Below are 26307 nucleotides of genomic sequence, written 5' to 3' on the forward strand. Positions count from 1 at the left end.
CGGCGCGATCAGGTCGGGTCGGTCTGCTGGATGCTGTCGCCGCGGTTGTTGATCGCTATGTACGTGCCGATGCGACGGAAGTCGTTCATCACGCCGAACATGCTCTTGTCCGACGGAAGGAGGGCCCGGAGCGGGGAGTCGGCCGGCAACTGGGCGAGGAGCGCCTGCTTGTAGGCGTTGAAGACCTTCGCCGTGTAGCCGGGCTCGGTCGCCGCCTGCATCCGGTGGTCGTTGGTCACGGCGATCGAGGCGAGGTCCATCAGGTAGCAGTCGATCAGGTCAGTGACGTCCCTGGACTGCGCGTTCTGTGCCCCGTTCGCCGCGTCCTGCGCCAGGATCCGGGCCATCGTCACGACGATGTCGCGGTAGATCCCGTGCCGGGTGCTGCTGGGGAACGCGGCCATGATGTGGTCGGCCTGACCAGCGCCCTCGGTGCTCATGGTGCGCGGCGTCCTGAGGTCGGTCAGGCCCGGCACGGCGAGCGGGACTCCCTCGAACATCGACTCCTCGTCGGGGATGTTCGTGTTCCGGGAGGCGAGCGGGTGCAGGCCGATCTCGTGGGCCAGCATCCCCATGATGTAGCCGATCTCGTACTTCTCGAAGTAGTAGCTCGCGAGGTTGATGTCCACGCCGTCCGCGCCACGGTCGATCACGTCGGCCGGGGTCTCGGTCGTGCGCAGATGCAGGGTGATCCGGCAGGGACGGCCGCCTACGTACTCCCGGATCGTGTCGTGCTTGCGCAGCAGCTCCATGATGCGGACGGCCTTGGCGAGGTATCTGTCGTCCGTGAACTTGAGATTGGTGAACGCGAAGTTCTCCGAGGAGAACGGCACATGGGCGGGCGCCGGTTGGGAGTTCTGGTCCTGCTGCACCTGCGCCGGGACTCCGTCGGCCGCCGTGCCGTCGGCCGGCCCGGGCAGCGAGACCGGGTCCACCCACACCGACTGGTGCGGGACGGGTACGGCTGCGGTACGGGCCGTGTCCCAGGTCTGCGCGGTGTCCTGCGCGGGGGCAGAGGGGACGTCCCCGATGAGCGCGCCGAGCAGGGCCAGATGCCGGCCGCGCAGGCCGCCCGCGGCGAGTGTGCTGTCCTCGGGGGACTCGTTCAGAGCGCCCATCAGGCTGCCCGGGATGTGCGGGCGGTGCGGGGAGGCAGCGTCGCGGTACTCGTCGCGCAGGCCCAGTTGGTGGGTGAGTTCGTGGACGAACTGGACCGGGTCGGCATCGGCCCACCAGGTGTTCTGGTCCATCACCCGGTCCCGGCCCGCCAGGTCCACCGTCAACTGCGGGTCGTCGGAGGAGTCGACGTGCTCGACGGTCACGTGCAGACGGTCCCCGTTCGGCAGACGGTAGGCGGGCGCGTTCAGGAACTCACGCACTCCCGCCGCGAGCCTGTCGCGCACCTGAGCGGCCTGGTCCTCCGGACCCCGGATCGCGAGACGCACGGTGAGGTCGGTGACCGGCTCGCCCCCGTACGAGAAACGCCGTGCGTCGAAGCGGGCCCGCACCACGAAGCGGGGGCGTTGGTCGCGCGAGCCGTTCAACTGAGGCGTTGCGGACGGGGTTTGCCGCCGGGGCGCCTCCGTGACCTGTGGCAGCCGGGGTTGCGCCTCGTCCGTCGCGAGGGGCTGCTGGATGCTGTCGCCCCGGTTGTTCGTCGCGAGGCTGGTGGCGAGCTGGGCGAAGTCCCGTACGACACCGAACAGTCCCTTGTCGGCGGGCAGCAGGGGGCGGGCGGGACTGTCCTCGGCCATGTGCTGGGCGAGCAGGGCCTTGTAGGCGTTGTAGACCTTGGCGGTGTTGCCGGGCTCCTTCGCCGCGTTCATGCGGTAGTCGCTGGTGATCGCGATGGAGGCGAGGTCCATGAGGTAGCAGTCGATGAGGTCGGTGACGTCCTTGGCCTTGGCTCCCTCCACGCCGGCCCGCGCGGCCTGGGCCAGCATGTCGGCCGTCTTCAGGACGATGTCCCGGTAGATCCCGTGCCGGGTGCTGCTGGGGAACGCCGCCATGATGTGGTCGGCCTGGCCCGCGCTGTCGGTGTTCATGGTGCGTGGCGTCTTCAGGTCGGCCAGCCCCGGCACCGGAAGGGGGATGCCGCGGAACATCGCTTCCTCGTCGGGGATGTCCCTGTTCCTGGAGGCGAGCGGGTGCAGGCCGATCTCGTGGGCCAGCATCCCCATGATGTAGCCGATGTCGTACTTCTCGAAGTAGTAGCTCGCGAGGTTGATCTGCACGCCGTCGTCGCCCAGATCACGTACGTCGGCGGGGGTTTCCGTGGTGCGCACGTGCAGGGTGATACGGCAGGGACGGCCGCCGATGTAGTCCCGGATCGTCGGGTGGTCCCCGAGCAGCTCGATGATGCGGACGGCCTTGTCGCGGTACCGCTCGTTCGTGTGCTTCAGGTTGGTGAACTCGAAGTTGCCCGACTTGAAGGGGGTGAGGTTCCCCTCCTGCGGCATGCGGGCCGGCACGTCGGACCCGTTCTCGGCGGACCCGGTCCCGGGCAGGGAGACGGGGTCGACCCAGACGGATCGCCGCGGGAACGGTGCGGTGCTCGTACGGGCCGCGTCCCAGGTCTGGTCCTCCTGCTGAGGGTGCTGGGCGACGGGGCCGATGAGCGCACCGAGCAGGGCCAGGTGCCGCCCGCGCAGGCCGGCGGGCATGAGCGAGGCGTCCTCGGGCTGCTCGTCCAGGGCACCGAGCAGGCTGCCCGGGATGTGGGGGCGGTGCGGCGAGTCGGCGTCCCGGTACTCGTCCCGCAGGCCCAGCTGGTGGGTGAGTTCGTGGACGAGATGGGCCGCAGACGCGTCCGCCCACCACGTCGTCTGGTCCATCGGCCGGTCCCGGCCCGCCAGGTCCACGGTCAGGTGGGGTGCGTCGGCGGGGTCCACATGCTCGACGGTCACGTGCAACCGGTCGCCGTTGGCCAGGCGGTGCGCGGGGTCGTTGAGCAACTGTTGTACGCCGAGGGCCAGTTGGCGGCGCACCTGTGCGGTCTGGCTCTCGGGTCCGCGGATCGCCAGGCGCACCGTGAGGTCGGTGACCGGCTCGCCGCCGTACGAGAACCGGCGGGCGTCGAAGCCGGAACGCACCACGAAGCGGGGGCGGTTGTCGCGCGGGCCGTGTGGGACCGGCGGGGTGGCGGCGGCCTCGTCCGGAGCGGGCGAGATGGTCTGCGGCAGTCGCGGGGACGTGCCCGGCGCCGGGGAGCGGGGCATGGCGTCCGTGTCCAGGGCCTCGTCGCCGGACTCGTACTCGGACGAGGACCCGGCGGGATTCTGCTCGTGCGTGCCCTCCGTCCGGTCGCCCTGGAGTACGCCGCCCTGGTCCAGGTAGGCGCCGATGCTCTCCGCGTTGTCCCTGATGTGCTGCACCAGTTGGGGCCGTTGCCGCATCCACTGCGGCATGCGCCAGCCGGGGAAGAACATCCCGTGGGTTCCGGACGCCTGCACCCGGTAGCCGAGCGTGCTCCCGATGTGCTCGTTCACCGCCTGGTAGGCGAGGTCGCAGGAGGCGCAGGCCATCTTGAACCCGCCCAGCGGCAGCGTCCGGGGCGCGTTCGGGTCGCCGGGGTTGCTCTCCCAGTGCGCGACCCAGTGTCCGAGCAGGGTCAGCTCGCCGTGCTCCGAGCCGTGCGCCCCGGGTGCCGGGGTTCCGTCCCGGCCCGCCACGTTGAGGACGCGCGGGTTCGCCAACGCCCGCTTGATGAGGTCGAGTTCGGGCGAATCCGGGTGGTAGAGCCGGTACCAGCCGGTGGCCAGCGCCCGGAGCTTCGTACGGTCCCGCACGTCCCGTGCCACGGCGGGTCGCCTGCGCGCCAGCCACCGCTCGTCGCGCCGCCACTGCTGCCGGTCCCCCGTCAGACGCCGCTGCTCCTGCACGGCGGCCGCCTCGTCCTCCAGCAGGGTGTCCCACTGGTGCTGAAGCGTGTCGTCCCACTCGCCCGTCTCGTACCGCTCCTCCAGCCGTGTCCGCAGTCGCGCCTGTTCGGCGGAGCGCTGGGCGAGTTCCCGCTCCTCCTGGTCCAGCCGCGCCGACCACTCCCGGTGGGACTCCTCGTCCCTCGACCACTGCTCCAGTTCCCGCACCCGCTGCGTACCGCCCGGCTCCTGTCCGGAGACGAACCAGCGCAGTTCCTGCTCGACCAGGGCGGCCTCGTCGGCGGTGAGCGCCTTCGCGCCGGTGTTGCCGGCGATGCCGAGCGATCCGTCCGGCAGCACCGTGACGGCGATGTGCGGGGTGACCCGGGCGTCGGCCTGGCGGTCCGGCTTGCGGAGCGCTTCCTTCACCAGCCGGGCCACCCGGTCCAGCATCCGCAGCGTCACCTCGCGGTCCCGCCGGGAGGTGCCGGGCGGGGTCGTCTGCGTGAAGGGGACGCCGATGCCGAGGCCGAGCGCCTCACGCAGCGCCTCGTACTCCTCGGACGACAGCCGTCCGGCCTGCTCCACCTGGTCCAGGGCCTCGGGCACGCCGATCCCGGTGTGCTCGGTGAACGCGCTGTCGAAGGCCACGTCCGGGAGGCCGCCGAGCTGTGCGTTGCGCCGTCGCACCACGTCCAGCAGGGCGTCGGCCCGCAGCTCGGCCTCGTCCAGCAGGCCGGCGAACTCGACCGCGAACGCCTGCTCCGGGCTCGCCTCGACGGCCGCCCGCTCGCCTTCGGAACCGGAGTCGAGGTCCATCTCGACGTCCGAGTCCGCGCCCGCGTCCGTGGTGTCGCCCGCTCCCGACAGCGTGCTGAGGTCGTACGCCTCCTCCTCGCCGGGCAGGCCGGGGAGGTCGCTGCCGGTCGGCGACGGGGGCAGGGGGACGGTGGCCGGGTCCTGGTCCGACGGCGGCGGGACGGTCTCGGAGGCCGGCGGGGTCGGGGCGGGTGCCGGGGTGCGCAGGATCAGGGGGACGAAGTCGCCGCCGCGGCGGCGGAGTCGAAGGTGCGGGCCGGATTCGCCGGACGGGCCGGGGTAGGTGTGGGCGGTGCCGTTCTCCTCGACGAGGGTGACGGTGGTGCCCGTCGCGGCGGCGGCCCACTCGGCCACCGCGCGGTCGGCCCCGGGACCCCAGGGGGCCTCGGCTAGATGGCGGCGCAGGTGTCCGTCGCGGGCGTCCCGGCTCGGTGCGGGTGCGCCCGGGCGGACGGTGAGGGGAGGTGGCGTGAACAGCGAGTCGCGTTCGGCGCGGGCGCCGGGCAGGCCGTTCAGGCGCATCAGCTGGGCGGGCGGTGCGTCGGCGCGCAGGCGCAGTCGCGACGCCTCCTGGCGGTCCAGGCCGGGCTGCTGGGCCGCGTGGTGCAGGGCGGTGGAGAGCGCGGCGAAGAAGCCGTTGCCGCGGCCGGTGGGGGTGCCCTGGGTGTAGGTGGCGCCGTCCGGTGCGGTGAGGATGCCGTCGCGGGCGAGACGGAAGCGCGGGCCGGTGCTCTCGGCGGGCGGGTGCCAGGGCGGGGTGGCGTGGCTGCGGTGCGCGGGGGTGGCGTCCGCGAGGTCGGTGTCCGTGGTTCCGGTGCCGGACGCGGTCGCCCGCGCCGGAAGCGGGGTGGCGACCGGGGGCGGGGTGCCGGGCGGGAGCGCGGCGTGGAAGTAGCCGCCGGCGGCGAAGAGGACGGGGTCGGTGGCCGGGGCGACGGCGGCCGGGTCGGTGCCGTGCGGGAGGAAGCGCTGCTCGCGGCCCTCGCCGGTCACGACGGTGACCGGGGTGCCGAGGAGGCGGGCGGCGAGCGCGGGCAGCAGGTCGGCGCCGCCGTGGTCGCCGGCGCGGCGTTCCGGCGGGGCCGGCTGTGCGGTGCCGCTCCGCGTCGGCTCGCCGGTGAACGGCCGGAGCATGGCGGCGGTGGCCAGTGCCACCCGTTGCCCGGGGGTCGGCCAGAGCGTCAGCGGGAGACGGCCGAACGCGTCGAACTCGGCCTGCTGGGCGGGGGTCAGCCGCACTTGCGCGAAGTCGAGTTCGTCCTGGGTGAAGGTGTCCGCGGCGTCGAGGGCGAGGGTGTCGAGCAGGTCCTCGTTGCGGTTCTCGCCCAGTTCCCAGGCGAGGCGGTTGCGGGCGGCCCGGACGGCCCGTTCGGTGACCGCCGGGTCGCCCGGGGCGGCGGTGAACCGGGCCGCGAGGTCGGTGCCGAGGAGGTGCGGCAGCCGGCCGCGGTCCTGGGCGACGGCGATCAGCGCGTGGAAGAACGAGGCCCCGTCGTGCGGCATGTCGTGCACCTCGCGCACCGTGGTGCCGTCGGGCGAGGTGAGGGTGCGCGGGGCGGTGTCGGTGGCGTCGGTGATCCGGTACGGCTCGGGCGCCTCGGAGCGCCAGGCCGGCTCGGTGTACTCCTGCGCCCGGTCCGGCACCGGGACCGTCGCCCGGCCCTGGTGGTGGGCGGTGAGGCGGGATGCCGCGAGGTGGAGCCGGTGGTGGTCCGCGGCGGCGGCGTCGGTGTGTCCCTGCCGGCGGCGGACCTCCTCGCGGGCGGCCTGCCAGGCGGCGACGGCCGGGGACTGGGCCACGGACTGCGGCAGGACGGTCGGCAGGTCGGGCCGGTCGTCGCCGAGTGCGGCCTGTTCCTCCGCGGTCAGGTCCAGCCAGGTCTCGCGGGCCCGGGCCCGGGCGTCGTAATAGTTCTTCTCGGCGGCGGCGAGGTCGCCGGCCGCCTTGGCCATGGCGTCCCAGGCCGCGCCGACCTCGTCGGGGAAGGTGGTGTCGTCCAGGAGGCCGTAGTCGCGGGCGATGTCCTCGCGCAGCCAGACCAGTGCGGTGGTCTCGGCCTCGGCGGCACGCGGACCGCGCTTGGCCTTGCCGAGCGCGTGCAGCGGCCGGCTGTCGGTGACGTGGTGGTCCACTTCCGCCACGGTCAGCCAGCTCACCGGGATCGCGAAGAGCATGCTGCGGTCGGTGACGACCTTGAGGTGGGTGCCGAGGGTGGTGTCGACGGTGCCCTTGAGGGTGGTGCCGTCGTTCGTGCCGCCGATCGGGACGGAGGCGCCCGGGTTGGTGAGGCCCGCGTTGCTGTTGCCCGCGAGCGGCGAGGTGCCGACCATGCCCTCGACGTTGTCGGTGATGCCGGCCTCCAGCGCGTCGGAGGTCTTCGAGCGCTGCATGGCCTCCATGCGCGGCTTGTTCTCGACGGCGAGCAGCCGGGCTCCGGTGCGGTGCATCTTCGCGTAGAGGCGGGAGTCCGCGGTGTGGGACTGGCCGAAGAGGCGGGCGGACGCCTGGGCGGGGAGCTGTGAGCCGTTCGTGCCGAGCGCCTCGCGGAAGCCGGAGGTGAGGCCGACCTGTGTGGTGGCCTCCTGCTGGGCCTGCGCGGGGGCGGTGCCGAGGCCGGTGAGCGGGGTGAGGCGGGCCATGCGCACGCGTTCGGTGAGGACGTTGCCGGTGTGGCGGCGGCCGAGGTCGCTGTCGCCGAGGCCGTCGGCGCGGGCGGTGGCGAGGGTCAGGGCGTCCTGCACGTTGGCCGCGCCCAGGATGTCGACGGCGAGGATGCCGGAGCCGATGCGGTCGTCGAAGGGCAGGACGTCCGGGTCGGGGTTGCCGGTGCCTTCGTCGCCGCTCCGCCAGGCGGCGATGCCCTGCGGGCGTGCCTGATCGGCGGTCAGCATCTGCACGGCGCGCTCCGGTTCGGGCACGTCCTCCTCGCTGAGCACGCCGTCGGCGCCGTCACCGGTGGGGGTGAGCAGCCCGGCCGGGACGATCTCGTTGAGGGTGCCGACCGACGTCACCGCGCGCGGAGACAACAGCTCGCCGTTCGCGTCGGTCATGGTGACGGTCAGGATGTAGCCGGTGACGATCTCCGCGTGTGCCTGGGTGGTGGCGATGTTCGGCATCGAGGTGTTGCCGGTGGTCTCGGTCCGGGTGCTGGATCGCTGTTTGGCCGCGGTGCCCTGGAGCGAAGGGTTGGCGAGGAGGATTCCGCTCTCCGCCGCGCGCTGGCCGGTGGCGAGCGTGACGTCGGCGCCGCGGTCCTGGGAGGAGCTGCCGGAGTTGTCGCGGGCGGTGGTGCGGTAGTCCTCCAGCTCGAAGCCGGTGCGCAGGCGTTCCACGGTGGTGGTGACCGGGGTCAGTTTGAACCGGACCTGTCCGGGGCTGCCGCCGACCGGCAGCCGGGTCGGGCTGCGCCAGGTGCGGTAGCGCACCGGCAGGGTCATTCCATCGGTCGTCAGCTCGTGCAGATGGGCGCGCAGGAAGTCCGGGGAGAGCCGCTGGAGTACCTGTTCCCGGTCGTGCGAGGGCACTCCGATCTTCGTCATCCGCCCCATGAGCTGCTGGGCGGCATGGCTCGCGTCGAGCTGGCCGCTGGGGTGGCCGGGGAAGCGGCGGCCGTGCAGGAAGGGCGGCACGCGGTAGCCGCGGCCGAGATTGCGCGGGGTCTCGGTACCGAGGCCGTCGGGGGCGAGCCCGGCCTCGATGACGTCCTGCATGGGCAGGTGGAACATCACCGCGTCGCGGACGCGTTGGAGCGCGGCGGCGGCCCGGCGCGGGGCGAGTGCGCGGCCGAGGCCCTCGGACAGCCGTCCGGCGGCGGAGCTGATCCCCGCCCCGACACGGGTGCCCACGGTGCCCATCGCGGCCGTCCAGCGGTCCCGTACGGCGACGGTCTCGGCGGCGTCGGCGACCACCAGGTACATCCGGCCGGCGTAGGTGAGGGTCGTGTTGCGTCCCCGGGTGAGGGTCTGGGCGACGCTGCGGCCCTTGCCCCAGGCGTACTGGAGGGCGGTCGAGTAGGAGCCGACCACCGCCGGCCCGCCGGGGGCCTGCTGAAGCGGCATGTAGGCGCCCTGGACGCCGACGGTGGTGCGCGAGACGGTGCTCGCGCTGCCGGCCACCCGGTGCTCGTTGCCGATGGTCGCTTCGAGGCTGGCCGCCTTCGGGTCGCTCTTGACCCGCAGGTTGTCCAGTTCGCCGCGGACCGCGGCCTTCAGGTAGTGGGTCTGGAGCGGTCCGGCGCCGTTGAGTCCGGTGACTCGGGTGCCGAACGGGCCCAGATACTGGCCGAGTTGACCAGCCACGTGGAGGTTGGCCATCGCCCGGCGCAGTGCGCTGCGCACCGGGGCGCCGGGCGCGCTGACGTGCCAGGAGGTGCCGGAGGCGCGGTCGGCGGTGTCCTGCATCAGCCGCTGGCGCTGCGCGCCGCCCTCGGCGCTGAGCACCACGTGCGGGGCGCGCAGCAGCCTGCGGACGAGACGTTGGCCTGCCGAGTCCGTCCTGGGCAGCGGGCGGGTGCCGTCGAGGAGTTGCTCGGCCTCGACGGCGGACAGCCGCACCGGTGCGGGGGCCGGTGCCGGTCCGGTGGGCGGCGGGTCGGCGGGGGCGTGCCGGTCGGAGCCGTGCGCCGCGGGCACGGCCAGCTCCACGCGCCCCACGGTCTCGCTGCCCCGGTCGAACAGCGGGCGCTCCTCGACCTTGCTGACGAAGACACCGGCGCCGAGGAGGCCGATGGAGGCGAGCCGGGCCCAGCCGCGCGGGCGGCGGTGTCCCTCGAACGAGGCGCCGAGTTCCACCTGGTAGCTGTAGAGGTCGGCGCCGTTCTGGAACATCAGCTGGTCGTGGGTGATCGCCGCCGTGCTGCGGGTGGCCTTCTGGTCGGTCCTGGCGTACCGGGCGCCCACGGACACGTTGCCGGTCCGGCGCGGCACCCCGGCCTCGGGCACCTTGTCGTGGTCGCGCGGGGAGATGCCCAGCTCGACACCGCCGGACAGGGTGATGGACGACTGCTGCCCCTGCCCGGAGACCTCGGTGCCGATCACCGCGTTGCGCAGGGAGCGTTCGCTCATGGTGGTCTCGAACCGCCGGTCGGTGAGCCTCGCCCGCAGGATCAGCGTGTGGTGGCCGCGGCGCACCTTGCCGTCCTCGGTGAGAGTGACCGGCACGCCGGTGGTGGTCAGGTCGTCCAGACTCTGCGCCAGGCTGGGCCGGTTGAGCGCCTCGCGGACCTGACGGTCGTTGTGCAGCGCGGTCCGCATCCGCCCGTCGCCGTACCAGAACCGCGCCAGCCGCGGGTGCCGCAGCATCAGCGGCGGCACGAACAGCGACGGGTACGAGCGGTGCAGCGTGTCGAGGACGGAGTCGGTGAAGGCGCGCAGAGGGTCCTGCGGAGCGGGTTGCCCGTCCTGGTTCCGCGGCGGGTTGGGCTGCCGGGGCTGTCCGTCGGCGGGTAGGGCGTTGCGCGGGCGGTCGGGGCGGAAGCCCTCGGCGCGGACCTGACCGCTGAGGTGTACCGGGTCCTCCCGGGTGAGGTACCAGGGCACCGGCGGCTCGGCGTCCGGGTTCGGGCCCGTCTGTCCGGGCGTACGGCTGTCCCAGCCGGCCAGTCGGCGTGCGTCCTGGGTGGAGATCCAGTCCAGGCTGACCACCCGCACCGGGCGGGCCGCGGACGCCGGCTCGCCGGCCTTGCGCACCATGAGGGTGCGCTCCACCCGGTAGAGCGCGACCGGGTGGTTGCGCAGCCGGCCGGTGGTCTTGCGGGCCGCGTCGGTACCGAGGTAGTGGCCGCGCCCGGAGCTGAGGTCCGCGCGGACGAGCGGCCCGCCCTGGAGGCGTACGTCGGTCTCCGGGCCGACGAGGGTGTAGTTGGGTCCGGCGGTGATCTGGATGCCGAAGCGGGTGTCGCGGACGTGGCCGCGCTCGTTCTGGTACGTGGTCTGCGTGAGGTCGCGCAGCTCCGCCTTGACCGACTCGGCGACCAGGGTCGCCCGGTGCGGGATCGACCGTTCGACGACGAGGTGCCCCAGCGGGTGCTGCCCGCTCCCCCGCGTCAGCTCAGGCCCGCTGACCGGCCCGGAGAACCGTCCGAACAGGGCGAGCAGCCGCCCCGGACGGACGTACGAGATCAGTGTGCGGTGCGCCGAACTGCCGGGCCGGGCACCGGAGATGGCGAGCGCGATGTCCTCCGGCGGGTCGACCAGGTGCAGTGCGGTGGTGTCGGTCATCCGCGGCTCGGTCCCGTCCGGGAAGGTGAGCGTCTCCGGTGCCCGGCGGGGTCCGTTGTACGGCACGGTGAGGTCGTCCGGCAGTCGCCAGCTGAGCCCGTCCCGCATGGCGAACCGAGCGGTGTGCACCTGGCTGCGCCGCCAGCTCGGGCCCGTCGCGGGCGAGGGGACCGGGCCCGTGGCCTTCGGGGCCTCGGTGACGCGCTCCACCCGCACCCGGTAGTGGACGTCGTCCAGGTGCAGGTGCGAGCCCTCGTGGGCGCGGTGCTCGGTCTGGTGGTACGCCTGGGTGCCCAGGGAGTAGTCGGTGCGGCGGGTCCAGCCCAGCGAAACGCCGATCTTCAGCAGCCAGTTGAGGGGCGGGCCCATGCTCAGCGCGGCGGCGATCCGGCGGCCGTGGCCGACCCTGCGCCCGCCGCCCGTGCCGGCCTGGCCGCGCCGCATGGTGTCCAGGCGGGTGGTGCCGCCGTTCACGTCGGAGAAGCGTTCCCAGCGGTGGTACGGGATGGCCTCGACGGTCATCTCGTGGCCGACGCCGGACTTCTCCCGGCCCACGAGGCGTGCGCCGCGCGGGGCGGTGAAGGCGCCGGGCTGGTCGGTCAGCAGACGCAGCAGTTCCGCCTCGTCGAACTGGTCGCGCAGCTTCTTCGGCAGCTGTCCCAGGATCTCCGCGGCGACCTGCTCGGGCGAGCGCAGGGTGAGGACGCCGGGGCCGGTGAAGAGTCCGGTCGGCCGGCTCCCGCGGGTGCCGTCGGTGCGGGACTCGGGGCCGCCGTCCGGATCCGGATCGGCGCCCGGATCGATGAGGACGGTGGGCAGGCGACTGCCGTCCTCGAAGGTGACGGTGCGCGGTGCCGGACCCGGTGGCCGGGCGTCCGGCCCGGTCAGCAGGCGGGCCGGACGGTGCCGTTCGAGCTGTGTCTCCAGCGGTACCGGGTCACCGCGGTCGGGCGTCTCGGTGTCGGGGCTGTCGAGGTCGGTGACCCCGCCCATGCCGCGCAGCCACTCGCCGAAGGGGTCGTCGCCCTCCGGCTCGCCGGTGACCGGGTCCGCGGGGGACGTGACGGCGTCCGGTACGGGGGCGAGCGGGGCGGTGGCCGGGACCAGGGCGTCGAAGTGGTCGGTGCCGTTGTAGGCCAGATGCAGGGTGCCGCCGCGGCCGCCGGGGTGGAGGGGGGTGACAAGGGTGCTGGCCGGTGCGTGCGGGTCGGCCTGGACCAGGCGCAGATCGAGGTCGAGGGTGTGGGCCAGCGCCTGCGGGAGCACGTCGGCGAACGGGGAGGCCCACAGCCCGGCGTGTTCGGCCGCCGCGGCGATGAGTCCCTCGGTGCCGAGCCGTCGTGCGTCGTCGGGGGTGGGCGCGATCTCGGCGAGCTGCGGATAGCCGCTGTCGCGGAGGATGCGCCGCCACCGCCGGGCGTCGCCGTCGTTGACGACGGCCTGCGCGATGCCGTTCCAGCGCTGGGTGATCCTGCCCCGCGCATCGGGGTTCCGCACCCCGGCGAGCGCGGTCATCCGCAGGTCGTCCACCACGGCGAGCACCGGGTCCGGGGTTGCCTCGGCCGCCGCGGCGGCCAGTTCGGACCCGGTGATCCGCTCACGCAGCAGTCCGCGCAGCCCGGCGACGTTGCGCGCGGCCCACGCCGGCGGTACGTCCTGGCTGCGCGCACTGTCGAGCAGTGCCCGGAACAGACAGTTGCCGCCGCCGGGGGTGTCCAGCCGCCTGAAGTTCCGGCCGTCCGCCCGCACGCCGTCCGCGGTCGTGGCGTCCTTGCTGAACAGGGTCAGGTCTACGGCGAGGCTCTCCGGGCGGCTCGGCGCGGGCGCCAGGTCGGTCCTGCGCCGGGCGAGTTCGGCGGTGTCCTCGGCGCTCAGGCCCAGCTCGGACAGCGGCAGCGGGGTGCTGGAGAGCGACCAGGTGATCTGCGCGGACGGCGCGTAGGTGAGCCCGCGCACGTCCTCCGGCGAGACCAGGGTGCCCGGCGGGAGCGCGGGCGGCGGCGGGGGCAGCAGGGCGTCGAGTGTGGTGTCGGGTCCGGCGGTGGAGCGCAGCTCGGCCGCGGCGCGCAGGAACTCGGTGTACTGCTCCGTCGTCGGTCCGGTCGCCGGGTCGACGGTGGCGCCGGGCCGGTCGGTGACCATCCGGCGCAGCAGGTCCGGCGTCATCCGGCCGTCGCCGTAGCGGGCCGCGGAGTCCGGGCTGAGCCAGCGCAGACCGTCCACGTACGCCAGCCCGGCCAGCAACTCCCGGTTTTCCGGCCGCTGTTCGGCGTCCGGGCCGAGGGCGTCGCGCAGGGTGCGGATCTGCTGGAGGGTGCGGGCGCGGGCGAAGGCGTCGGCCGGTTCCGGGCCGGTGTGCAGACCGGCGTCGCGGGCGAGCGCGTCCAGGTCGGCGCCGCCGGGCTCCGGGGTGAACAGCCGCCAGCGTCCCGGCCCGTCCGCGCCCTCGGTGAGTACCGCGCGGACCTCGCCGTCCCGGTCCCGGGCCGTGCCGACCTCGGTGGTCGGGGCGTACACCGGCCGTCCGGTGCGGTTCGCCACGTGCTGGGCGACCGGCAGCCCCGCCACCAGCGGCTGCCGCCCGGTCTCGCAGGAGAACAGCACGAGCGGTCGCTGCTGATCGCCGTCCTGCGCCCAGGACTTGAGCACCTCGCCGAGCTGCACACCGCTGACCTTGACGGTGGGGCGTGCCGCGTCGTCGGTGCCGAGCGTGATGGTTCGGGGGGTGCCGTGCCCCACGAAGTAGTCGGCGCCCTGGTCGGTGGCGGCGCCGGGGAGGGCGGTCGGTGGGCCGGTGAACACCGTGCGGGGCGGGGCCGACGGGGTCGGACCCGAAGTGGTGCGCACACCGCGGAAGGTGTCCTGGCCGAACAGCGCCCGACGGCCCGCGTCCCGCGACGTACCGTCCTCGGCGGGGCTCTGCGAGATGGTCAGCGTCCGAACGGCCCGCCCCGGCTGCGGTCTTACGGCGGACTCCGGCACCCAGCGCCGCAGCTGCGCGAGCGGGACCGTGTGGCCGTCCAGTGCGGTGACCGCGGGCTCGCGGGTGGGGGTGTTGCCGTTGCCGGAGGTTGCTTCGCTGTCCGCGCCGTCCGCCGGCCGCACGATGATGCGTCCCTGCGGCGGGGTGGCCATGGGGGGCGCGGGCGTACGGGTGTCCGGCAGCTCGGGTGCAGGCGGGGGCGGGGTGCCGTCGTGGCCTGGTCCGCGTCCGCCGCCGGTGCCGGGCGCGTCGCCGCCGGTGCCGTTGGTGTGTTCCGACTCCAGGTGCAGGTCGGTGGCCGTCTCGGTCCAGGGGCGGGACCGGGTGGCGGGTTTGGCCACGGCGGGGACGGTGGAATCGGGGGCGATCCCGTCGCCGCGCACGGGTGTTGAGGACTCGGTGAGCACCTTCTTGGGCGGCGGGGCGGTGGTGGTCACCGGGGCGCCGTCGGTCGTCGCGGTGCTCTGCGTGGCGGGTCGGGGTGCCGGGCCGAGGGCGTCGGCGAGCGGCAGCAGGATGTCCGCGCCGGGGAAGGACGTCCCGGTCGTGACCGTGGTCGTCATGGTGCCGTCCGGCGTCGGCGCGGGGCCCGTGAGCGGACGGGCGCGGACAGGCGCACCAGGCCCCTCCCGCGTCAGCTCGACGGCGGCGCGAACCGGCCGCCCGGCCCCGTCCGGTGTGACCGCCGGTCCCAGCACCACGGCCCGGTCGGTCCCGGCCCGGTCCAGCAGGTCGGCCGCCTCCGGGGACGCCTCCCCCGGCGGCGACACCTCCGAGACGACGATCGTCAGCGGCGGCGCCTGGGATCCGTCGCCCGTGTCGGCGTACGCCCCGGTGGTGCTCACCTTCGGCGGAGCGCTGGTGAGGTCGGTGTGCGGGGTGAGGACGTGCTCGGCGGAGTCCTCCGCCGGGTCGGACGCGGTCTCCGGCGCAGGGGAGGTTTCCGAGGTCAGGGAGGGCTGCGCGGAACCGTCCTGCGTGACCTGCGGGCCGTCCGGCATAGCCGTGGAGTCCGGAGTACGGGTGCCCTGGGGCTGCGAGCCGGAGGGAGTCTGGCTGCCGCCCGGTGCGGGCGCACCACCCGGCCGGGCCGTACTGCCGGTCCCGGGCGAGCTCTGGGAGCCGTTGGACGCGACAGGGTTGCCGCCGACCTGGCCCGGCGCCTCCTGCTCGGCCGAACCGTCAGCGCCGTTGCGCACGGCCCCCTCCGAAGCGCCCCCGATGTCGCTGCCGTTCTGGACAGTGACATCCGAAGTGCCGTTGACGTCACTGTTGTCCTGGACGGTCACGTCCGAAGTGCCGTCGACGTCGCTCTGCGGGGACAGCGGGCCGGCGGACGGGTCCTCGACCGTCGTCGGCGTGCCGAAGCCGTCCAGGGCGCGACGGACCTCGTCGGCGTCGACTTGGACCGCAGGCCCGTCCCCGGCGGGCACCACCCTGACCTCGGGCACCTGTGAGAGGTTGCCGTGCAGTCTGTCGCGGACGTCGATCTCCGCGCCGCCGGGCGGCTGGGCGCCACGCAGGGCGGCGATGTCGTCCAGGGCCTGCTCGCGGACGTCGGCAGGGCCGTTGTGGACCTGCTGCCACAGGGCGTTCTCGGCGGCCGTCGCGGGCAGCGGGCCCGGGGAGTACGGCGGGGGGTCCTGGGTGCTGTAGAGCGGAGGGTCCTGGCTCGTGTACGGCGGCGGGCTGTCCCCGGTACGGGGCGTCGGGGACGTACGCGTGGAGCTGGTGCCGCCCGTGAGGTCCGTGTTCGAGGCGCCGCCGGCGCGGTCCGGGCCGTCGCCCTCCTGGGTGCGTGCGGAGTCGGCGGTGTCCCTGGTGTCGGAGTCCCTCGTGCCGCCCGTGTCGGCGGAGACGGTGGGCGGCTGGTTGCGCAGCTTGTCGATGACGTGGCGCAGTTCGGCGCCGCTGTTGAGGGCGGTGTCGGTGAGCGTGGCCTCGACCTGGCTGCTGATGCCCGCGCCGACGAAGGTGGACCAACTGGTCGACCAGTCGCCGTCGAAGGCGCCCTTGATCAGGATCTCCGCGAGTGCCTCGCCGGCGCCGGCGGCCAGGAAGTCGGACGTCCCCTTGATCCCGTAGTGCCCGGCCAGTGCGCCCGGCCGGTCGGCGTTGTTGCGCAGGATCTGGTTGTTGCGCCACAGGTTGGGGTTGTTCCGGAAGGAGAGCGGGTCGTTCCGGAAGGTCACCGGCGGGTTGTTCGTGACGCCCGGGCCGTTGGAGCTCGGGCCGTTCGCGTTCGGGCCGGGGTCCGGTCGGTCCTTCGGGGTGGGACCGGGGCCGGGGTCCGGCTTGGGACCGGGGCCGGGGCCGTTGTTCTTGAACTCGGGGTTCGGAGTGTTCTTCAGGTTGGGGTTGGGCTTGAAGTCGAGGTCGGGTCCGTTCTTGAGGAAGTTGTTGTCGTAGCTCTTGACGATCTTCTTCGCGATGTCGTCGAAGATGCTGGTGAGGAAGCCCGCGGCGGCACCGAACGCGGCGGACTTCAGGATGTCGTTCCAGTCGAAGCCGTCGGGACGGCGGCCGTTCGGGGCGAAGTTCATCATCGCCAGCCGCACCGCGAAGGTGGTGAACGCCTCGGCGAACGCCTCCGTCAGCGAGGGCGCCAGGTGCAGCCGCTGGAGCAGGTGGGTGAGCGTGGTGAGGATGAGGAACCGGCTGCGCAGCTTGGCCATCATGATCTGGCTCGCCGAGGCACCGCCGGTGAAGAACGACATCGCCAGGTAGATGGCGATCTCGATGAGCAGCCGGATGACCTCGGCGATGACCTGCCACTTGGACTCCATGATGTCCATGGAGGTCTTGCGCCGGCCCTCGGCGATCTTGTCGAGCTGCTCGGCGAACTCGCGCAGGTAGTTCTTTCCGCCGTCGTCGATGAGCATGCCCATCGCCTTGGCGTACGACTTGGACAGGTCGTCCGGCATCACCTCGGCGATGTCGTGGACCGACTTGTCGATCAGTGAGGACAGCCGGTCCACCTTGCGGCCAAGACCGGAGTAGGGCCGCCGGCTCTCGTAGGCGAGGTCCTCGTCGGCGTCGATGAGCTTCTCCCCGGTGAGGATGAAGATCATCGCGTTGACCTCGGGCGATGCCTGGATGCTCATCGGGCACCGTCCTTGGGACCGTGCGGGCGCGACAAAGCGGCCGCTCCCGGCGCGGTGCGGGAGCGGCCGGCGGTGCGGAGGTCAGCGACGGCCATGCCCGCCCGGGCCGTCACCGTTCAGCCCATCGGTCTCGATGCGGTTGTTGACCCGCTCGACGTCCTCGATGTTGCGGTCGCGGGTGTCCTTCATCATGCGGACCTGGCTGACCGTGGCGTCGGTGATGCCCACGACCGCGTCGCGGATGGACATCATCGTCTCCTTGGTGGTCTGCCGCTCCTTCTGCTCCTGCGGCCTGGCCTTCTCGGCGAAGTCGCCCTCCGTGCCGGGCCAGGTGACCGTGGGCGCCAGGTCGTCGAGGAACTCCTCGGTGATGCCCTTGGCCAGGGTGCCGATCTCCTCCAGCTGCCTGGCCAGGGCCTCGATGCGGTTCGGGTCGACGTAGTACCGCTGTCCCATCAGTCCTCCCCGTCCTCGCCGAGCGCGTCCCGCCAGGCGGGGGTGGCCCGGTCGTCGCGCGTCGGGTCCTCGTCGTCGTCGCGCAGTACCTCGGGGCCGAAGATCCGCTCCCAGTCCAGCTCGAAGCCCTTCAACTCCGGCACGTTGCTGCTGGGTTCCGTGAAGGGCGCCATCGCCTTCATCACATGCCGGTTCATCTTCAGGCGTGCCGCGTTCGCCGCTTCCAGGACACTGGCGGCCAGCTCCTGGGGCGACATGTCGCGGTACTTGTTCGCCAGGAACTCGATCCCGGCCAGTTCGCCCTGCGGGCCCACGGTGGCGCGGACCGCGCGGTCGGAGGAGAGCACCGCGAACGACGCCTGCCGCAGCTCGCGTTCGGTGCGCGCGACCGCCTCCTGGGCGGCCTGGAGTTCGGCCATCGCCTTCTCGAGGCGCTTCTCCAGCGGTTCCGTCACGCCCGCTCCTGCCTTCCCCGTCGGTCTCCGCGAGCGTTCGGACGTGTGGTCCGTACGCCCCCTCGTGCTTGCCGGTCCGTCAACTGCCCTGCTGATCTTGCCCGGTGAGGCCCCCGTCGCGGAAGCGGGGACCGGGTGTGATTCGTCTCCGTGCGGTGCTGAGGGTGCAGCCGTACGGTGCTCACCGTCCGATGACGGCCGGAGTGCCGCCCTCTTCGGTGCCCCATACGTCGGCGTCCTCCTCCAGGTAGTCGGAGCTGGTGGCCCTGTTGCGTCCCGGCTCCGGCTCCTCCTCGGGCGAGTCACCGCCGGTGGTCGCCACCCGGGAGGCGGGGGCGAGGAAGGTGTCGTCGTCCTCCTGGCGGTTCCACGGGCTGCGCCGACGGCGGTTGCGGCGCTCGCTCTCCTCGGCCGCGTCGACCAGTACGGCACGCACGCGCTCGCCGTTGCCCTTGTCGCCGCCCGCTCCCATGCCGCCGGCGCCCATGCCTCCCATCGGCATGCCGGGGCTGCCGGGCATGCCGGGCGCACCGGGGGCGCCGGCCGCCGCGGCGGGGGCGAGAGCACTGCCCGCGCTGTCGGCGGCGCCGTCCGAGAGGGGTTCGGCTCCGGCTGCGCCGGTGCTGTCCGCGGAGAGGTAGCTCTCCCCGACGCCGCCGCCGGATGCCCCGTCGCCCGCGCCGCCGCCGACGCCCAGGTCGGAGAGCGACAGGTCCTGGGTGGAGGTGCCGCCGCCGGTGTCGTTGAGGCCGCCGATGCTCTCCAGGTCGCCGAGGCCGTCGAGGATGTCCGAAGCGTCCCCGTTGCCCTGCGCGTTGAGATCGTGCAGGTCCACGCGCTCGGTGTTGCCCTGCGGGTCGGTGACGGTGGCGATGCCGGTGTCCGGGTCGATGACCTGCTTGCTGCCGTCGGGGAACTCCGTGGTCAGCATGCCGTTGTCGAGGCTGGTCTTCGAGCCGTCCGGGTTGGTCACCGTCGCGCCGTGGGTGAGGTCGGTGGTCGTGGTGGTGCCGTCCGCGTTCGTGCTGGTGAGCAGACCGCTGTCCGGGTCGAAGCTGATCCTGCTGCCGTCGCGGAAGTCGGTGGCGATGTCGCCGTCGCTGAGCTGGGTGCTGCCGCCGGTCGGGGTCTCGAGGCCGCTGCGGTCGGAGTTGAGGTTCCCCAGGTCGCCCAGGTCGCCCTCCGACTGGGTGGGCAGGTCGGAGTTGATGTCGCCGAAATCGCCCGGGCCGGCGTTGTTGTTCTGGCTGTTGAGGTCGCCCAGGTTGCCGAGATCCTGAGTGGTCGTGGTGCCGTTGGGGTCGGTGGTGCTGACCTGTCCCGTCGAGGGGTCGACGGTCTGGACGCTGCCGTCGGGGAAGGTGGTGGTCAGCTTGCCGTCGTCGCCGAGGGAGGTGACCGAGCCGTCCGGGTTGGTCACCCTGGTGCCGTCGCCCAGGTTCTGCGTGGTGACGCTGCCGTCCGGGTGGGTGGTGGTGAGCACCCCGCTGTCCGGGTCGAAGCTGGTGCTGCTGCCGTCCGGGAAGTCGGTGGTGAGCGTGCCGGCGTCGAGCTGGGTGCTGCCGCCGGTCGGGGTCCTGACCGAGCCGCCGACCGTGTTCAGGCCGCCGAGGTTCCCCAGGTTCTCGGTGATCGCGTCGTTGGCGGAGTTGTTCGTGCCGCCGGGCCCGTTGTTCACCGGGCCGAGATTGCCGAGGTTCGTGATGCCCGGGGGCGGGGTGGACGTGAAAGCGTCCTGATCGCCCTGGCCGTTCACGTCGCCGAGGTCGCCCGGGCTCTCGGTGACCGGGTTGTTCTGGTTCAGCAGGTCGTCGAGGCTGCCGAGGTTCTGCTCGGTGACGCCGTTGGGGTTGTTGATGCCGCCGAGGCTCTCCTCCATGGCCTTGGCCTGCTCCTCGGCCTCGCGCTTGGCCTCCTCCTGCTCCCGCCGCTGCTCCTCGCGCAGTTCGTCCTGGTACTTCCTGTCCTCCTCGCGCTGCTGGTTCTGCTCGTTGCGGAGCTCCTCCTGAAGCTTCTTGTCCTCCTCGCGCTGCCGGTTCTGCTCCTCGCGCAGCTCGTCCTGGTACTTCTTGTCCTCCTCGCGCTGCCGCTCCTGCTCGGCGCGCAGCTCCTCCTGGTACTTGCGGTCCTCCTCGCGCTGCCGCTCCTGCTCGGCGCGCAGCTCGTCCTGGTACCTGCGGTTCTCCTCGTTCTGCCGGTTGATCTCCTCCTGCTCCTCCTCGGCCTTCTTCTCCTGGTACTCCTCGGAGGCGGTGCTGGTCGACTTCGGCTTGGGCACGTTGTCGGAGAAGTCGTCACCCAGGTCGAGGAAGTGGTTGTTCAGGTTCGACTGCACCTCGGCGGCGGGCTTGCCGAGGTACTCGTTGACGCCCTGACTCCAGATCTTGACGGCCTTGTCGCCGACCTTCGCCCAGTTCGCGATGTCGGTGAGATCGCCGTACTCCGGGTGCACCTGGGTGAAGCCGGCCTGCGGGCTGTGGCTCACGGTCGTGGTGTAGCGGGAGGTGTACGACTTGATGTCCGTCTTGGCCACGTTGTTGGCGTCCACCCACTGGGCGAGGTCGTCCAGGACGTAACGCAGCACCTGGTGGGGGTCGTAGTACGAGGACTTGGCCCAGGCGAGCCACGCCTCCAGCAGCTTGTTCGCGGCGTCCTCGAGGTACTTGCGGCCCAGCGACAGGGCCCGGGAGTACACGGTGGCGCCGGTACCGGTCCCGTCACCGGGACTCTCGTTGAAGGTCTCGACGTAACTGTCGTAGTTCTCGCGGATCTTCTTCAGCAGGCTGCGGAAGACCTCCGCCGCCTCGCCCTTCCAGCTCGCGTCGTCCCGGCCGAACCGGTCCTCCCAGTCCTTCAGCACCACCGCGTGGTCCTTGAAGAACTTGGCGGCGAAGTCGAAGGACTCCCCGGTGGTGTTGAAGGAGTTCAGGTCCACGACGTCGGCCCCCGGCACGCCGAGATTGCTGAACCGGGCGTCCGTGGTGTTGCCGCCCAGCAGGGCGAGGAGTGCAGCCCGCGGCCCGTTCATGTACCGGGCGAGCGGGATGGTGCTCATCTTGTCCTTGTTGTAGTCCGTGAACTCGTTGCCCTCACGGACCTGCGCGTCATGGACGTTGTCCGAGCCGGGGCTCGCGAAGATGATCTCCTCGCCCGCCTTCACCCGGCCCTCGAAGACGATCCGCGCCTGCATGATGGAGCGCTTCTTACCGCTGTCGAAGAACCAGATGTCGTAGTCCTCGCCCTTGTTCGTCAGGAACCCGGAGTCCTTGACGAGCAGGCTGAGGCTGCGCTCCTTGATGTCCATCCGGAACAGCTTGCCCCCGTGCTCGGAGCGCAGGGAGTCGAAGATGGTGTTGCGGTCGGGCACCGGATAGCCGGTGATGTGGGTGACCAGGGTGGCCCAGGTGTCACTCGACGGGTCGCCGGCGTTGTCGAACTTGTCGAGGTTGGCGACGGAGTTGGGATCGTACCGATCGGCCACCGGGCGCCCTTTCTATCGGAGTTGGTCAGGACTGGTCGTCCGGGTCGCCGGTGCCGCCGGCGGTGAGGGTGTCGACCTCGTCGAAGGTCTGGAGGAGCGTCTGGGCGTCGATCGCGTCGAGGTTCTTGTCCTTGGTCTTGTTGGCCTCTTCGATCGTCTCGGTGAGGGCCTCCTTCAACTCCTTGAAGAGGTCCATCTGGTCGCCGAGCAGCTTGTCGATGGCCTCGGCCGCGATGCGGATGTCCTCGATCAGCTTCGGTCCCGAGACCAGTGGTTCGGTCACCATCCTTCCGATGCGCAGGAGTTGCTTGTCCTGGGCGAGGTTGTCCGGTGTGGTGTGTCCGTCGATGAGGTGGCCGAGCGGGCGGATGTGGGACCCGTCGCCCTCCTCCTTGTGCTTCTTCGCGGCGGTGAAGACCGGCTGCACCTCGTTGTCCCGGAAGTTCTCCATCTGCTTGAGGTCGAAATGCTTGACGTCGGCCTTCTCACCGGCCATGGGACGCACTCCTGACGCTTGGTGCCGGACGGGGACACGGGGGCCCGGCAGACGTCCCGTTCACGGACGACGGCCGGGCCGCGCCGCCGAACCCTCGACGACGAGGACGCTTCGGCGAGGCCCTAACGGGCCCGCACATTGCCCCAGTTGTCAGCGCTCCTGCGCTCGTCGCGGGAGTGGTTGTCGTGGATGGTCTGGATCAGCTCGCCGTTGTCGCCGAGGAGCATGGCCATGTTCTTGGTGGCCTGGTCCCACTCCGCCTGGACCTGACGGTAGGTCTCCTGGTCGGAACCCTCCCAGGAGTTGACGAGCGGCTTCAGCTCGTCCTCCAGGTTGTTGAGGGTGGTGATGATCTGCTGGGTCTGCGCCATCAATTCCTCGATGGCGTTGCGGACCACGGGGTACTGCACGTCGATGATGCCGTCGGCCATGACGTCTCCTCTCGTACGGCCGGGCGCCGGCCCGGGAAGCTCAAGGGGTCCGGCCTCGCCATGACGGGGCCGGTGCTACCGGTCGGGTCAGCTCAGCGCTTCGAAGACGCCCTGGCTGGTCTTGCTGTTGAGGATCTCGGTCAGGTCCTGGTTCTCCTGCGCCAGACGGTTGGCGGAGGTCACGTTCTCCTGGAGCGCGTCGACCATCTTGCTGATCTGGATGACGACCTTCTGCGCCTCGGCGTTCCAGCTGCGGAAGAGTTTCAGCAGGGCCTGGCCCTCGTCGCCGCCGACGCCCGAACGCGCGGCGATCTCGGCGACGTTGTTCTGGATCTTCTCGACCTGGCTCCGGGCCGACTCCAGCGAGGAGACACCCCCCAAGCCCTTGGCATAGTCCGCTTTCCTAGCGGCGCTGTCCGCCATGTCGCGCTCCCTTCGTTCAGCCCTGTCTCGTCGCACAGTTGCCCGCTGAGGCTAAAGAGAAGCCGGCGTTCCGCGCAACGCGCACAGGGAAGATTTGAGCTTCGGTCAGCTCGTCCCGGAATTCTTGCGTGGCAAGGGAGTTGTGCGGAGGTTTCAGCGATATGAACAAGCCTCTCCGACCGGCCGGAAACCCGGTGCACGCGCCCTCCCCCGGGCAACGCGAGGCGGGCAGAAAGCGGGCACGGGAGGAAGCCGAACGGGCGTCGCGAAGTGCCGTACCGGCATTGCAAGCGCTTCCCCGGGATTGAGCGGGCACGGCTCGGCCGAAATATCTGAGCTTTGTTTGAGGTTCCCGCCGTATCCGTCCGCGACGCCTCCGCGGACTTCACACCACCGGCAACCACTTTGGCTCAATACTTCTGTTGCCCCCGCCCTTTTCCTTTTCATCGGCGCCGAATGCACCCCTTGCCATGATCAGTGCACGGTGTCCGCCTTGTCGGCAATGGCGCTCGCCTCGCCCGCCTTGCGCTCCGGGTCCGGGGCGCACTGCGGAGCGGTCACCTTGGGCTCGACGACACCCGAGGCGGCGGCCGGGTCGAGGTCCGCGCCGGTCGGCAGGGCCGCGAGGAGCGGGGCCGGGACGGAGGCGATGTCGGCGCTCTCGTATCCGAGCGCGGCCAGCGATTTCTTGGTGGAGACGCGGTACTTGACGCCGTTCTCCGCCACCAGATAGCTCGTCCCCGCGTGCGCGGCGCCGCTGGCGTTGAGAGCGCGGACCAGGGCGCCCCGGCCGGGCCGGACCACCGTGGCGTCGGTCGGGACGCAGGCGGGCTTCAGCGGCTGGGCGGTTCCCTCCGACACCGCGACCGGCGCGAGCCGGGTCAGCGGCACCAGCACCGACCTGATCCGGACGCCGCCGTCGTCGCCGTCGACCTGCGCGCAGAGCGCGGTGCCGCGTGGCGCGGACTGCGGGACGGGCGGCGCGTCGGGCAGCTCCGCGGCGGCGCCGGTGTCCTGGTCCTCGGCCCGGTGTTCGCGCAGCGCGTCGGCGCCGACCGTACGTACCTCGGGCGAACGCCCCTGGTAGGCGTCCTTCTGGGTGGCCGGGTCGCCCAGTACCAGCGCGGCGCCGAGCCGGGTCAGCGGCACGAGACCGTCCTTGCGCAGCAGGTGGTAGGTGCTGTCACCGCCGGGGACGCTGACCTTGAAGAGCTGGCCGACCCTGCTGGCCTCCCCGCCGAGTTCTGGGCCCTCCTCACCGCGTCCCGGCACCGCGGGCGGCTTCAGGACGGGGCCGGGTGCCAGTGCGTCGAGGAAGGCAGCCGAGACCGGCATGGGCTGTTCGGAGCCGTAGCCGAGGGCGTTGCGGGCGTCCGACTCGCGGTCCAGGGGCAGCCTGCTGCCGCGCCACACCAGGTACTCGGTGTCGTCGGGCCCGCTCACCAGCACCCCGCGGTCGCCGCCGATGCCGTCGGCGTCCAGCGGCGCACCGGCCACCACGGTGGTCGCCCCCGGCTTCTCCACCCCTGTGTTCGACACGGCACCGGAGGTGTTCGGCAGCGCGCCGGCCGGGCCGGTGACGCACATGTGCCAGGCTCCGTCGTCGAGTTGGCCGGGCTCGGGCACGGTGTCGGGGACGCCGGGGATGCCGGCCGGGGCGCCCACCGGGACGTCCCGCAGCGAAGCGGTCGCGACGTCCACGGTCTCCAGGTCGGAGCCGCCGATCAGCCGGGCGGAGGCGTAGTTGCGCACCGGGTGCAGCACGCCGTCGGTGTTGGTCCACAGGTAGCGGGCGCCGGTGTCGCGGTTGACCACCAGGTGCGCGTCCTCGCGCCAGGCGTCGTTGCCGCCGGGGCGCAGCAGGCCGTAGACGGTGGCGCCCGCACCGACCAGGACGGTGACCAGTACGCCGAAGACCACGCCGCGCGTGGTGCGCCCGAGCGGGCTCTCCGGGGCGTCCGGGTCGGCCATCAGCAGGCCCGAACTGAGCCTGCCCATCATGAAGGTGTGGGCGTGTACCTGGTCGCGTTTGGACTGCACGGCCTCTCCTAGTCGTTCTCTTGCCGGAGTGCGGGTGTACTCAGCCGAACAGGCCGCGCAGCCAGCCGAAGAGTCCCGCCACCCACAGGCTGAGCGGCAGCAGCGCCACCGCGATGCCGGTGTGCGCCACCTCCGCGGCCCGGCCCCAGTACGGCAGCATGCGGCGGCCGGGCACCGTCCAGGCGGCGATCACCAGCGTGGCGGCCGCGCCGAGCAGTACCGCGAAGACCACCAGTCGCCCGTCGGTGTCGCTGTCCGCCGCCCAGCTGCGGGCGAGCAGCAGCAGGCCCCAGATCCCGGGCACCGCGAGGGTGAGCCGCTGGCCGATGTGCACCAGCCCCCGGGAGTGCAGAAGGAGCAGCAGGCTCAGCGCGAGCGCGGTCAGCACCTCGGGCAGGTTCGGGTGTTCGGCGAGGACGACCAGGGCGCCCGCGGCGATGACGCCGGTGACGGCGAAGAGCGCGGTGACCCAGCGTCCGGCCAGTTCGGTGCGCTCGGCGACGTCGCTGCCCGCGTAGGGCTCGATGCCTTCCTGGAGCTGGCTGGCGGAGGAGGGCAGGGCGGGCATCCGCATCCCGGCCAGTTTGAAGGCGAACGGTGCCACGGTCCCGGCCGCGAGCACGAACACCGTCGCGACCAGCGCGACCGCGGCCGGCACGTGCAGGTCCGTGTAGCCGATGAGGGCACCGGAGATCGCGATGGCCACCGACACGACCGCGGTGCCCAGCAGGGCCGGGGCGCCGACCGCGGTGGCGGCCAGCGCGAGGACCGCGCCGCCGGCACCGGCCGCGCCCGCCGCGAGCAGTCGGGCGCCCGCGACCTGCGCCGCGTCCGGGCCGGTCAGATCACCGCCGGGCAGCACCCAGCCGGCCAGCGCCAGGCAGGGCGCGACCAGCAGGCCGAGCGCGGTCGCGGACAGCCGGTCGCCGACCGCGCGGCTGGCGGTGCCCGCGCCGGCGAGCAGCAGCAGCCCCGCCACGGCGGAACAGGCGGCCCGGACCGAGCCGGAGCCAGCCGCTCCCGGCCAGAACACCAGCACCAGGGCCGCGGCCACGGTCGCCACCGTGGCGCCCACCAGCAGCCCGCGGGCCGCCTCGGGGTGCCAGGTGTGCAGCCTGCGGCCGGCGGTGTCGGCTATCCCGTCCACCAGGTCGTCGAGCCGGGCCTCGGGCAGCGCCTCGGTGTGCGGGCGCAGATAGAGCACGTCCCCGTCGGCTAGCCCGGCACGTGCGAGGGTCGTCTCCTCGTCGAGGGGGGCGTCGCCCAGCCGCTGGAGCACCCAGCCGGCATGGTCGAGTCCGGCCTCCTCGGCCTCCTCGCCGACATAACGCAGCAGCGTGGGCAGCAGATCGGCGACCGGCACGTCGGCGGGCACGGCCAGATCGACGGAGACGCTCGGCGCACGTACGGTCAGGCGGCACAGTTCGGCCACCGCGCTGTCGGTCATCAGCTGAACTCTCGTCTTCCGTGGGAGTTTTGGCGGGAGGACTTCCCCGCGTGCGGGGCAGTGCGAAGAGTACGGAGGGTCCGCACGGGCCAG

9 protein-coding genes are annotated in these 26307 nt (G+C 72.4%); all 9 read right to left on the reverse strand.

Annotated elements, in window-relative coordinates:
- Window positions 1-8: 8 nt before the first annotated feature.
- A complete protein-coding gene (locus AC3ETA_RS09630; RefSeq protein ID WP_432192393.1) occupies window positions 9-16985 on the reverse strand; it encodes a WXG100-like domain-containing protein in 16977 nt (5658 codons plus the stop codon).
- An 81-nt stretch (window positions 16986-17066) separates the two neighbouring features.
- A complete protein-coding gene (locus AC3ETA_RS09635) occupies window positions 17067-17441 on the reverse strand; it encodes a hypothetical protein (protein ID WP_432192394.1) in 375 nt (124 codons plus the stop codon).
- On the reverse strand, window positions 17441-17896 hold the full coding sequence (locus tag AC3ETA_RS09640; RefSeq protein ID WP_432192395.1) for a YbaB/EbfC family nucleoid-associated protein: 456 nt from the start codon (window positions 17894-17896) through the stop codon (window positions 17441-17443). The genes AC3ETA_RS09635 and AC3ETA_RS09640 overlap by 1 nt, the downstream gene beginning before the upstream one ends.
- A gap of 181 nt (window positions 17897-18077) precedes the next feature.
- Window positions 18078-21377 (reverse strand): AAWKG family protein, encoded by a 3300-nt coding sequence (locus AC3ETA_RS09645; protein ID WP_432192396.1) that lies wholly within the window; start codon window positions 21375-21377, stop codon window positions 18078-18080.
- A 25-nt stretch (window positions 21378-21402) separates the two neighbouring features.
- Complete coding sequence (locus AC3ETA_RS09650; RefSeq protein WP_432192397.1) at window positions 21403-21873, reverse strand: type VII secretion system-associated protein; 471 nt, start codon at window positions 21871-21873, stop codon at window positions 21403-21405.
- A gap of 122 nt (window positions 21874-21995) precedes the next feature.
- Window positions 21996-22304 (reverse strand): WXG100 family type VII secretion target, encoded by a 309-nt coding sequence (locus AC3ETA_RS09655; protein ID WP_432192398.1) that lies wholly within the window; start codon window positions 22302-22304, stop codon window positions 21996-21998.
- Between the two features lie 87 nt (window positions 22305-22391).
- Window positions 22392-22727, reverse strand: coding sequence for a hypothetical protein (locus tag AC3ETA_RS09660; protein ID WP_351198081.1), 336 nt, complete (start codon window positions 22725-22727; stop codon window positions 22392-22394).
- A gap of 474 nt (window positions 22728-23201) precedes the next feature.
- Window positions 23202-24767 carry a type VII secretion protein EccB gene (eccB, locus tag AC3ETA_RS09665; protein ID WP_432192399.1) on the reverse strand — a complete coding sequence of 522 codons (1566 nt, stop codon included), beginning with the start codon at window positions 24765-24767 and terminating at the stop codon, window positions 23202-23204.
- A gap of 40 nt (window positions 24768-24807) precedes the next feature.
- A complete protein-coding gene (eccD, locus tag AC3ETA_RS09670) occupies window positions 24808-26214 on the reverse strand; it encodes a type VII secretion integral membrane protein EccD (protein WP_432192400.1) in 1407 nt (468 codons plus the stop codon).
- Window positions 26215-26307 lie beyond the last annotated feature (93 nt).

This window comes from Streptomyces sp. bgisy027, from assembly GCF_057710365.1.